8 protein-coding genes and 1 pseudogene are annotated in these 11624 nt (G+C 64.9%); 5 read left to right on the top strand and 4 right to left on the bottom strand.

Going from position 1 to position 11624, the window contains the following annotated elements:
• Nucleotides 1-318: 318 nt before the first annotated feature.
• The 4 genes from ACVOL0_RS08915 to ACVOL0_RS08900 all read right to left on the bottom strand — a co-directional run bounded on the left by ACVOL0_RS08915 (nucleotide 319) and on the right by ACVOL0_RS08900 (nucleotide 4779).
• Nucleotides 319-1980, bottom strand: a complete 1662-nt coding sequence (locus ACVOL0_RS08915) for a glycoside hydrolase family 43 protein (protein ID WP_481548786.1) — start codon at nucleotides 1978-1980, stop codon at nucleotides 319-321.
• Nucleotides 1981-2124: 144 nt separating this feature from the next.
• The gene (locus ACVOL0_RS08910; protein WP_481548785.1) at nucleotides 2125-2541 is read right to left on the bottom strand and encodes an H-NS histone family protein; all 417 of its coding nucleotides are present in this window, start codon (nucleotides 2539-2541) and stop codon (nucleotides 2125-2127) included.
• A 236-nt stretch (nucleotides 2542-2777) separates the two neighbouring features.
• Nucleotides 2778-3518 (bottom strand): GntR family transcriptional regulator, encoded by a 741-nt coding sequence (locus ACVOL0_RS08905; RefSeq protein WP_481548784.1) that lies wholly within the window; start codon nucleotides 3516-3518, stop codon nucleotides 2778-2780.
• A gap of 16 nt (nucleotides 3519-3534) precedes the next feature.
• Complete coding sequence (locus ACVOL0_RS08900) at nucleotides 3535-4779, bottom strand: acetyl-CoA hydrolase/transferase family protein (protein ID WP_481548783.1); 1245 nt, start codon at nucleotides 4777-4779, stop codon at nucleotides 3535-3537.
• Between the two features lie 135 nt (nucleotides 4780-4914).
• On the opposite strand from ACVOL0_RS08900, the gene ACVOL0_RS08895 reads away from it, so the two are divergent.
• From ACVOL0_RS08895 to ACVOL0_RS08875, 5 genes and pseudogenes are all read left to right on the top strand, one after another.
• On the top strand, nucleotides 4915-6273 hold the full coding sequence (locus ACVOL0_RS08895; RefSeq protein WP_481548782.1) for an MmgE/PrpD family protein: 1359 nt from the start codon (nucleotides 4915-4917) through the stop codon (nucleotides 6271-6273).
• Nucleotides 6273-7664 (top strand): MmgE/PrpD family protein, encoded by a 1392-nt coding sequence (locus tag ACVOL0_RS08890; RefSeq protein WP_481548781.1) that lies wholly within the window; start codon nucleotides 6273-6275, stop codon nucleotides 7662-7664. The genes ACVOL0_RS08895 and ACVOL0_RS08890 overlap by 1 nt, the downstream gene beginning before the upstream one ends.
• A complete protein-coding gene (locus ACVOL0_RS08885) occupies nucleotides 7661-9058 on the top strand; it encodes a phenylacetate--CoA ligase family protein (RefSeq protein WP_481548780.1) in 1398 nt (465 codons plus the stop codon). The genes ACVOL0_RS08890 and ACVOL0_RS08885 overlap by 4 nt, the downstream gene beginning before the upstream one ends.
• Before the next feature lie 46 nt (nucleotides 9059-9104).
• A pseudogene (locus ACVOL0_RS08880) lies at nucleotides 9105-10372 on the top strand (amidase).
• Nucleotides 10357-11613, top strand: coding sequence for a CaiB/BaiF CoA transferase family protein (locus ACVOL0_RS08875; RefSeq protein ID WP_481548779.1), 1257 nt, complete (start codon nucleotides 10357-10359; stop codon nucleotides 11611-11613). The pseudogene ACVOL0_RS08880 and the gene ACVOL0_RS08875 overlap by 16 nt, the downstream one beginning before the upstream one ends.
• Nucleotides 11614-11624: the final 11 nt, after the last annotated feature.

Here is an 11624-nt window from a genome sequence, read left to right as displayed (position 1 = left end):
GCCATGCTCGGCAGAGGCCTTGCAAGCAACGCTGTAGGAGCGGCGTAAGCCGCGAAGCTGGCAATGCATCAGCCGCAGATCAACCGCGAACAGCACCCCTCCCCAACCCTCTCCTTGCCTGCGGCAAAGGGAGGTGGCGTAGTGCCGAGCCATGCTCGGCAGGGGCCTTGCAAGCAGCGTTGTAGGAGCGGCGCAAGCCGCGAAGCTGGCAATGCATCAGCCGCAGATCAACCGCGAACAGCACCCCTCCCCAACCCTCCCCTTGCCTGCGGCAAGGGGAGGGGGGCAGAAGCGCGCTGTGGTCGGTTCCAGTTTTGCTCATCGCTTCAGTGCATACGCACCAAATGTGCTGCCGATGAATCCGCCCGCGGTATCGGTACTGAGCAGGCTCGCATCAAGGGCTTCACCTATGCGTTGCCATTGCCCGGGCCGTGGTGAGAACCATGCCTGCGCGCGTGCGCCATCCAGGGTGAATCGCAGCCCCGTGTTGTTGCCAGCGCTGCTCAGTTCCTTCTGCGCCAACAGCGTTCCTGCCTCCGGTGAGTCCTTGCCGGCGCGCAGGTACAGAACTACCTGGCGCGCACCGTTGCTGGCTTCAACGCCCAACACATAGTGATAGCGTTCGTTCTGCAGCCAGGCCAATCCCGCCAGCTCTCCATCAGCCACAGACGCGGCCGACAGCTGCATATCCAAGGTCGCGCGATGGTGCTGCAGGCGATGTCCCAGATAGTGGGCCTGTTCTTCAGCACCCTCGGCGCCCAGCGGCGTCGTGCCGGCTTGCAGCTTCAATCCTCCAGCGCCTGTGTTGAACCATGCGCGCTTCGGTGGATGCAGGGTCAGCCATCGTGGCGGCAGCTTCGCGTCGCTGAAGTTTTCCGTCCAGGTGGATTCGGCGCTATCGGTGACAGTCGCATTCGCGCCGGCAATCTGCGGGCGCGGTAGCTGCACCGGCACGTCGGCGCCGCGTGGCAGCACCTGCGGCCAGCCATCCTGCCATTGCACCGGCAGCAGGAAGGTTTCGCGGCCAAGGTTGTATTGATTGCCGCGGTAGGGGCGGGTGGCGAGGAATACTGCCCACCAGCTGCCATCAGCCAGCTGCACGAACTGCGCATGCCCAGCCGAGGTCACCGGATTGGCGCGCTTTGGATCGAGGTCGCGTTGGGTCAGCACCGGGTTGGTGGGGCCTGCCTGGTAGGGACCAGCAAGGCTGCGGCTGCGCCAGATCATCTGCGCATGCTGTTCGCCGGTACCGCCTTCGGCGGCGGTCAGGTAATACCAGCCGTCGTGCTTGAAGATATGCGGGCCTTCGATGTGCTCGGGCTTGCTGGCCGGGTCAGCGCCGGCGTCCACCAGCAGACGCCGCTCACCAATGGCGTTGCCGTTGGTCAGGTCGATCTGCTGCAGCCAGATCGCGCGGTGACCGTCGTAGCGCAGTTCGCCATCGGGCACATCGTTGTGGACTACCCAGCTGCTGCCATCAGCATCGAAGAACAGCGAAGGATCGATCCCACGCACCTGCAGCCAGACCGGGTCGGACCATGGCCCGGCTGGGTTGTCGGCGCGGATCATGAAGTTGCCACCGTCGCAGTAGAAGCAGGTGTTGACGATGTAGAACCGGCCGTCCTTGTGACTGATCGAGGCGGCGAACAGGCCGCGGGTCAGTTCGTCCTTGCCGTAGTTGATCTGGCCGGGGCGGTTGATGGCATTGCCAACCTGTGTCCAGTTCACCAGGTCGCGGCTGTGGTGGACCGGTAGGCCGGGGAAATAGCCGAATGTGGAGTTGACCAGATAGAAGTCATCGCCAACGCGCACGATCGACGGGTCCGGGTAGAAGCCGGGCAGGATCGGGTTGCGGTAGTTGCCGGCTGCCAATGGCGTTTGCCGGTCGTTGCCTTGGTAGCTGATCGAGTGCACCAGTACTTCGGCATTGCTGGCCGGTGCCAGCACGCAGAGCAACATCCACAGCAGACGACTACGCATGGGCGGCTTTGTCCAAGCTTGGAGAAGCCTTGGAATCTAGCAGTTAACGCCAATGCGGGTGGCGTTGTTGCCTGCCAATCAAAACCGGGGTCAGAGTGGGGTTGGGCACGAAACCCACTCTGACCCCGGTTTTGCCGTTCTGACTCAGCCGGGCTTGAACAGCTTGCGCTTGCCTGTGAGCACTTTTTCCTTCGGGGTGAGCTTGGCCACGCCGGGGATCAGGAAGTCGGTGGCGGTCTGCCCGAAGCGGATCTTGGAGGCCAGCCAGAGCGGCATCTTGCCGCGGCCAGTCCAGGTGTTCCAACGGTTCTCGGGGTCGCGGTACTTCGGTTTGACCTTCGGCCCTTTGCGCCGGGAGGGCTTGCTCTTGGTTGCAACGGCATCTGCACCGGGGCCGAACAGTTCCTCGATCGTATAGCCGGTCTGCTTGGCCAATGCGGTGAGCTTGCGCCTGACCTTGTCCGCAGGTTGACGTTGGGTGAGCGCTTTGTGCCTGTCCTGTGCGGCGCGGATGAGAGTGTTGAGCTCTCGAAGATCAAGAGGGGTAAGGTCGATACTCATGGCGTAAGCCTCAGTTCTTGGCTCCGGGGTGTCAAGCCGCTGTTGCGGATCGCGGGCGTTGGCAGCACAGGGGTGAGGCCTGGAGCGCTGCTTATGGGGCTGATCGGCTCGGCAGGTGTAGCCCGGGTAAGCGCAGCGCTTACCCGGCCTACCTCTTTGGCGGCCTCGCACATAGGAAACCCGATGACAGGGATCTGTCATCGGGTCTCGGGTGGCGCAAATAAGGGCGGCTTCGATCAGCGGTGACTGCGTGAAAGCACCATCGAATAGGCAAACCGGCCCGGCGGATGCAGGCTGGTCGCGACCAGTAGCAGGCGGCCGTTGGCATCGCGGTAACGGCGCTGCACGCGCATCGCCGGCTCGCTTTTCTTGATGTCCAGCAGCTTGGCGTCGCTGGCATCGAAGGACGCCGCGTCGAATACCTGTTCCACCCGCGACAGCTTGGTCGGGTCGAGGAACTTGGCCAGCGCCCGTGCGGCACCGGCAACTTCCAGCAACTTCTCGGTCGGCACGCCGATGCGTACCGGAATCAGCATTTCGGTGACAGCGATCGGTTCGCGCGTCTGTTCTTCCAGGCGCAGGCAGTGCAGGCGCAGGTATTCCTTGCCTTCATGGATGTCCAGGCGCTGCGCTATCGCGGCATCTGCCAGCTTGCGCTCGGACTCCAGCACTTTCAGGCGGGTGCTGTTGCCGTACTGCATCAGCAGGTCGACGGTGTCGATCTCGTGCTCGTAGCGCATCGCCGAGTTCTGTGCGATCACCCGCGTGCCGGCGCCGGGCCGGCGCTGCACCAGGCCGGCGCTGATCAGCTGTGCCAGCGCCGCGCGTGCGGTGTGGCGGCTGACGCTGAAGCGCTCGCACAGCTCCAGCTCGGTGGGTAGCAAGGTACCAACGGCGTACTCGCCCTTCTCAATTGCCGCCTGTAGTAGATCGCCCAGTTCGGCATAGCGGGGCTTGCTGCGTCGCGTACCAGTCATATGTACAGATCCTTGTTCAAAGTCTGAGCGAGAGTTCCTGCCAGCTGCGCTGCAGGGGTTCACGGTGTTCGGGTGCGGCGATGGCGATAAGGGCCTGGGCCCGTGCATGGACGTCGAGATGGCGTAGATCGGCTACGCCATGTTCGCTGACGATGCAGTCGGCATCTACGCGGGCAAGGCTTACGGGACCGGCGGCTAGCATCGGCACGATCCTGCTTTCGCCCTTCGGGGTACTGGCAGGGAGTGCAATGATGCCGCGACCAGCGGTCGATTGGCGAGCGCCTTGCAGGAAATCAGGCAGGCCGCCCACACCGCTCAGTTGGCGTCCAGACAGGTATTCACCGTTCACCTGGCCCAGCAGATCCACCGACAGCGCGCTGTTGATGGCGGTCAGGCGCGGGATGCCACCCAGTACCTTGTGGTCGTGGGTATGGCCAACCTCGCGGAAGGTGATGGTGCGCGGGGCGATGTCGTACAGCGCCTGTGTACCCAGCGCGACGCCGGCCACCACTGCATCCGGTGCTGCCGACAGTGCGCCGGATTCGATCAGGCCCAGCAGCCCATCCGAGACCATGCCGCTGTGGATGCGCAGGTTGCGCCGCTCGCGCACCGCGCGCAGCACCGCTGATTGCAGGCGCCCCAGGCCGAGCTGCAGTGTCGCGCCATCCTCCACCAGGGTAGCGACCTGTGCCGCGACCGCATCCATCGCGGTATCGGCAGGCGGATCGGGAATAGCCAGCAACGGCGCATCCTGTTCGATGGCGGCGGTGATCCGCGACAAGGGGATGGACGGCCCGCGCGTACGCGGCATGCGCGGGTTGATATGCGCCAGGATTCGGGTCGCGCGGGGCCAGGCGGCCGGGGTGAAGTCGCAGGCGATACCCAGCGAACAGTTGCCGTCTTCGTCCGGCGGGGCTACCTGCACCAGCACGGTGTCGAAGACCACGCTTTCGCGCAGCCAGCGCCAGGTGGCGGTATAGGTCATTGGCAGGTAGTCGACGCGGCCATCCAGCCACGAACTGCGCAGATCGCTGCTCAGGAAGATCGTGCGCTGACGTGCCTGCGGGTGCAGTCCGGCAAAGTCGAAGGTATTGACGGTGGGGATGTGCACGCCGGTGAAGCGCAGCCCGCCGCAGCGCTCGGCGCCGCTGCGCAGCCAGTGTTCGAACAGCAGTGAATGGCCGGCACAGCCGGGCGCGAAGACTTCGGGTCCTTGCGCGAGGTAATCGAAGAAAGTGTCGACATCCAGAATTGGGGGCATGAGGCGGATTGCGGCGGTCGGGAAGCGGATCATATGATATGTCCGGACAAAGTCGGTTATGCTCCTTTCACGCGGTTGCTGTTCCCACCATCCCGAACCCGCTGTTGCGGGCCTGCACCGAGACCTCATCGCGCGATGACCACGCCTGCTGCCAGCCTTACCGAACAGCTCGCCCAGCGTATGCAACGGCCAGTCGATGCCGCCGCCAGGCGACGCGCCGCGTTGTTACTGGTCGATTGGCTGGGCTGCGCCTTGGCTGCCTTGCGCTACCCGCTTGCCAACCAGCTGCGCGCGGTGGTGCAGGCGCAGGCCAGTGGCAATGTGGTTGCTCTGGGGGCGGGCCGGAGAACTGCTGCCGACGCCCTGCTGCTGAATGCCGCACTCGGCAATGTGCTGGAAATGGACGATGTGCACCGGGCTGCGATCCTGCATCCAGGCCCGGTAGTCATCCCGGTTGCACTGGCTGCGGCGCAGGCCGAAGGCGCGGATGCCACGGCGCTGCTCGACGCGATCGTACGCGGCTACGAAGCCACCATCCGCATCGGCCGGGCGCTGGGCAAGGCGCATTACCGCTACTGGCATCCCACCTCGACTGCCGGCGCGTTTGGCGCTGCGGCAGCCGCTGCATCGGTGCTGCGCCTGCCGGCTGAATCGCTGGCCGACGCGCTCGGCAATGCCGGCAGTCGCACCGGCGGGCTGTGGCAGATGCGCCATGAACCGGTGCCGACCAAGTCATTGCATAACGCCGAGGCCGCACGCAGTGGCTGGCTGGCGGCGCAGTTGGCGCTGGCGGGCATGCGTGGGCCGCGCAGGATACTGGAAGGCGAGCAGGGTCTGTTTGCCGCCACCGCGGCAGATGCCGTGCCGGAACTGGTGGTTGCCGATGAAGACGACTGGCTGATCCACAGCACCAGCCTGAAGCCATGGCCGGCCTGCCGGCATGCGCACCCGGCAATCGATGCGATGCAGGAAGCGATGGCGCAGCTCGATGCCGCTGACGCCCTCCAGATCGAACGCATCGAAGTACGCACCTATGCCGAAGCCCTGCGCTTCTGCGACCGCGCCGAGCCGCGCACCGAGCTGGAGGCCAAGTTCAGCCTGCAGCATGCGCTGGCCTCGATCCTGGTCAACGGTCGTCCGCAACTCGATCATTACACCGCCGAAGCCTGCAGCGATGCCGAGCTGGCGCCGTGGCGGCAGCGTGTCGCGCTGATCGAGGATGCGGCCTGCAGCCAACGTTTCCCGGTGCATTACGGTGCCAGCGTGCAGCTATGGCTTGCCGATGGCCGCAGCGTGCAGGCCGAGCGCATCGACGCCTGGGGCGACCCGGAATGCCCGATGTCGGCCGACGACGTGTTGGCCAAGGCGCTGGCCCTGGCGAAGTGGGGTGGCGTATCGGCGGGTTTGGCGCAACCCCTCTTTGGGCAGGTGCAGGCGCTGGTCAATGGCGGCAGTCTGGACGCCTTGAACGCCATGTTGGCGCGGGTGGCCTGATGCGATTGACTGAAGCACTGTTGCAGCATGCGAGTGCGCTGCGTTTTGAAGACCTTTCCGCCGAGGCGATCGCGGCCACGAAGGTGTTCGTGATGGATTCGGCTGCGGTGGGGATTTCCGGCTCCGGTCCGCAGGTGCCACTGACCCAAACTGTTCGGCGCACTGCCGCGAGCTTCGGCAGCGGCGATGCCGCGCGGGTCTGGGTGACCGGTGAAGCCATGCCTGCGGCGAGCACGGCGATGGTCAATGGCTACCAGATACACAGCCAGGAATTTGATTGCGTTCACATGCCGGCCGTGGTGCATCCACTGGCGGTGATCCAATCGGCGCTGTTTGCCGCCGCCGAGCAGCGGGCGAATGTCGATGGTGTGGCGGTCGATGGCAAGGCCTTGATCGCAGCGCTCAATGTTGCGGTCGATGTAGCTACCTTGATCGGCATCAGCGGCCGGGCACCTATGCGTTTCTTCCGCCCGTCGATGTGCGGCGCACTGGGTGCGGCAGCGGGCATCGCCCACCTGCACGGCGCCGATGAGGAGCTCCTGCGCCGCGCGCTCGGCCTGACTTACAGCCACCTGTCCGGCACCATGCAGGCACATGTGGAAGGCTCGCCGACGCTGGCCTTGCAGGTCGCGTTGAACGCGCGCGCCGCCTTGAGCTGCTGGGAACTGGCGCGCAGTGGCTTCCCTGCGCCGCGTGAGATGCTGGAAGGTCCGTTCGGTTATTTGCCGTTGATTGAAGGTGAGTTCGACGTCGGCCCATCGCTGCGGAAACTGGCTGCGCGCGAAGCGCAGATCCTCACCGTCAGCCATAAGGTGTTCCCGACCGGCGGCGCCGCGCATGCCGCGCAGGACATGCTGATGGAACTGCGCCAGCAGCACGGTCTGGACCTCGACAACGTTGCCCATATTGAAGTGCAGGCACCGCCGCTGGTGCGCCGGCTGGTCGGCCGCAGCCATCAGCCAGCGATGGAGACAAGCTACGCACGGCTCTGCCTGCCATTCCTGCTTGGCACTGTGTTGCTTGATGGCAAGGTCGGCCTGTCGGCGTATGCGCCGGAAAAGTTGGCCGACGCACGGCTGGCGGCGTTCGCCACCCAGGTCAACCTGGTGCCGAACGATTGCGACGATCCCAATGCGCTGGTGCCGCAATCGATCACGGTCACCCTGCGCGATGGCCGGGTGTTGCACAACCAACGGGATGCCGCCATCGGCTCGCCGCAACGGCCGCTGCCGCGTGCCCAGCAACTGGAAAAGTTCCACCACTGCCTTGACCACGCCGCGCGTCCGTTCGATGCCGGCCACCGCAATGCCCTGATCTCCCACTTCGACCATCTGCAGGACATCGACGATGTCAGGCGGCTGGTTGACCTGCTGATTGTCGAGACCCCATGACCTACGCCACCTATTTCGAGTCGTTCGATGTCAAGGAGCTGCTTGAACAGTTCCCGCTGGACCAGGCTTTCACCGACAAGTTCAAGCGCATCAGCCGCGAGGAACTGCGCGCCGAGCAGAACGCGATGTTCCTGCGTTGCGTGGCCCGCGCTTGGCAGATCCCGTTCTACCAGCGCCTATGGGGCAATGCAGGCATCAAGCCAGAAGACATCCAGAGCCTAGATGACATCACCAAGCTGCCGGTGTTCGGCAAGCACGAAATCATGGCCTCGGTCGAAGCCAACCCGCCGCTGGGCGATTTCCACGGCTGGCAGGACGGCACCGAAGCCGGCAACAAGCCGCTGGTCTTCCACACCACCTCCGGCACCACCGGCCGCCCGCAGCCGCTGGTGTTCTCGCCGCATTCGCGCGAAGTGCAGAGCCTGCTGCTGGCGCGCCTGTACCGCTGGCAGGGTATGCAGCCCGGCGACGTGGTGCACTCGGTCTACGGCCACGGCATGATCAACGGCGGCCACTATGTGCGCGAGGCGGTGACGCACTACACGCAGGCGCTGTTCTGTTCGGCCGGCACCGGCATCGAGATGCGCTCGGCGCAGCAGGTGCAGCTGATGAAGAACATGGGCGCCAATGTGATTGTTGGCTTCGCCGACTACATCAAGAAGCTGGCCGACGTGGCCCGCGAGAACGGCCTGGTACCGGGCAAGGACATCCCCGTGCGGATGATCTGCGGCCACCTCGGTCGTGAATCGCGTGAGTCGCTGTCGGCGGCCTGGGGCGGTGTCGAGTTGTACGACTGGTATGGCGTCGGCGACACCGGTGCGATTGCCGGGCAGGGCCCGGACCAGGATGGTCTCTATCTGATGGAAGACGCGCAGTACGTCGAGATCCTCGACGTGGACAGCGGTGCACCGGTGACTGACGGCGACACCGGCGACATGGTGGTGACCTGCCTGTACAAGGACGACATCTACCCGATCATCCGCTTCAACACCCACGACGTGACCCGCGTGCTGACCACGCCGTCGTCGCTGGGCATGAACCTGCGACGCATCGAGGGCTTCCTCGGCCGCAGCGACAACATGGTCAAGATCCGCGGCATCAACGTATTCCCGCAGGCGATGGCGCCGGTGTTGGAAGAACACGCCGCGTTCGCCGGTGAGTTCATCTGTGTCGCCAGCCGCGACGAAGGTGGCCGCGATGATCTGGCGGTGCATGTTGAAACCCGTGGCGCGCTGGATGACGCACAGCTGGCAGCGGAGTTTGCCGCGTTGCTGCGCCAGCGCCTCGGTGTTGAAATGAGCATCGTGCTGGCCGCGCCGGGTGAGCTGGCGGCGTTGACCGGTATCGAAGTACGGCAGAAGCCGGTGCGTCTGATCGACAAACGTTTCGCTTGAGGAAGACCGTGTGAGCAAGGCCGATGCGCAGTTGTTGAGCTTGGATATGACGGCGCAGGCCGCCTTGCTGGCGGCCGGTGAAGTCAGCTGTACTGAACTGATCGAGCAGCAGCTGGCGGCCATCGCTGCCAGCCAGGCGCAGATCAACAGCTATATCCATGTCGATGCGGAAGGCGCGTTGGCTGCGGCAGCGCAGTCCCGGCAACGTCGCCAGCGCGGCTTGGCGCGGCCTTTGGAAGGCCTGCCGGTCGCGGTCAAGGACAATATCGACGTGGCCGGCATGGTCACCACCGCGGGTATGGAAACCCGCCGCCACAGCACGCCGGCCAACGTCGACAATCCGGCTGTGGCTGCATTGCGGGCAGCCGGCACGGTTATACGCCAGGCGGTTCCAGCGGCGGCAGTGGTGCAGCGGTGGCCGCCGGCTTGTGCGCGGCGGCGCTGGGCACCGACACCATGGGCTCGGTGCGCATACCGGCAAGTTATTGCGGCGTGGTCGGGCTCAAGCCGAGCTGGGGCGCGATCAGCACGCGCGGCACGGTGGCCTTGTGCAGGCGCTTGGATCACATCGGCCCATTGACCCGTTCGGCGCGTGATCTGCGTTTGTTGCTGCAACTGATGTCCGGCTTCGATCCGGATTGCGCGCAGTCGCGCTTTGTCCAGTACCTGCCTGCTGACAAGTCGGCGCTGCGCATTGGTGTGGTCGATCTGTTTGACGCAGCCGAGGTTGCAGCGGATGTACAGACGGCATTCGAGGATGGCTTGCGTGTGCTGGTTGGTTTGGGCCATCAGCTGAAGCCCTTGCCGGCACCGGCCTTCGCCTCTGCCCGCGCACGCCGCGCCGGCTTGTTGATGAGTGAGGCCGAGCTGCTGGTCGAGCACGCCGATGCCTGGGCCGGCGATCGCAGCAAGTTCTCGCCGCTGCTGGTCAAGCTGATGTCCTGGGCCGAAGGTCGCAGTGCTGCCGAGCTCGCCGCTGCCGCGCAGCTGGCCGATCGTGGCCAGGTGCAGCTGCAGCAGTGGCTGGCGCAGTGCGACGTGGTGGTGATGCCGACTGCGCCGCAACGTGCATTCGCGTTCGGCAACCCGGCGCCGGCCAGTCAGGCCGATCTCACCGCCTATGCCAACCTGGCCGGCAATCCGGCCTTGTCCGTGCCCTTGCCGGTAGCTGCGGGCGAGCTGCCTGTTGGCATGCAGCTGATCGGTACTGTCGGCGACGAATTGAGCCTGATCGCGCTGGCTGAAGCGTTCCAGCGAGCGATTGGTTGGCAACCCACACTGCCGGAAGCCTGCAAGACATGGTGGCCGAAATGAACCTGCTCGACGGCGTTCGCGTCCTGGATCTGTCGCGCATCCTCGCCGGCCCCTGGGCCACGCAGGTACTGGCGGACTTCGGTGCCGACGTGATCAAGGTCGAGCGGCCGGGCGTGGGCGACGATACCCGCAGCTGGGGGCCGCCGTACCTGAAAGACGCCCAGGGCAATGACAGCAGCGAGTCTGCGTATTACCTGTGCGCCAACCGCGGCAAGCGTTCGCTGGCGATCGACTTCACCACCAGTGAAGGGCAGGCGCTGCTGCGTGAGCTGGTCATGCACTGCGACGTACTGGTGGAGAACTACAAGGTCGGCGGCCTGAAGAAGTACGGGCTGGATTTCGCCAGCCTGCAGGTCATCAACCCGAAACTGGTGTATTGCTCGATCACCGGCTATGGGCAGGACGGTCCGTACGCGCAGCGCGCCGGTTACGACGCGGCGATCCAGGCCATCGGTGGCTTGATGAGCGTGACCGGCGAGCCGGATGGTGCGCCCGGTGCTGGCCCGCAGAAGGTAGGCGTGGCTGCGACCGATCTGATGACCGGCATGTATGCGGCGACCGCGATTCTTGCCGCACTTCGTCATGCCGAGCGCACAGGCGTTGGTCAGCAGATTGATCTGGCGTTGTTGGATACCCAGGTCGCCTGGCTGGCCAACCAGGCCTCCAATTACCTGATCGGCGGCGTGGTGCCAACCCGGCAGGGCACGGCGCACCCGAACATCGTGCCGTACCAGGTGATGCCGGCGGCCGATGGCTATTTCATGCTGGCGGTGGGCAATGATGGTCAGTTCGCACGTTTGTGCGGGGTGATTGGTGAGCCGGAGCTGGCGCGCGATCCGCGCTATGCCAGCAACAACGCACGGGTTGCCAACCGCGAGATATTGGTGCCGCATCTGCAGCAGGTGTTGCGCACGCGGCCGGCGGCTGAGTGGTTGGCGGCGCTGGAGAAAGCGGTGGTACCGGCCAATCCGGTCAACCGCATCGATCAGGTGTTTGCCGATCCGCAGGTGCAGGCGCGTGGACTACGGATTGAATTGCCGCATGCCGGTGGTGGCAACGTGCCGATGGTGCGCAATCCGCTGAAATTCTCGGCCACGCCACTTCGCTATGAGCAGGCGGCGCCGGTGCTGGGGCAGCACACCGCTGAGGTATTGGGAGAGGTGCTCGCCGTTGATGGTGAGCGGCTGCGGGTGTTGCGGGAGCTGGGTGTGGTTGGGTTTGCTGCGGAAGCTAAAAGCTAAAAGCTAAAAGC

This window comes from Stenotrophomonas sp. STEN021 (assembly GCF_056760175.1).
This window is presented reverse-complemented; position numbering and strand designations above follow the sequence as displayed.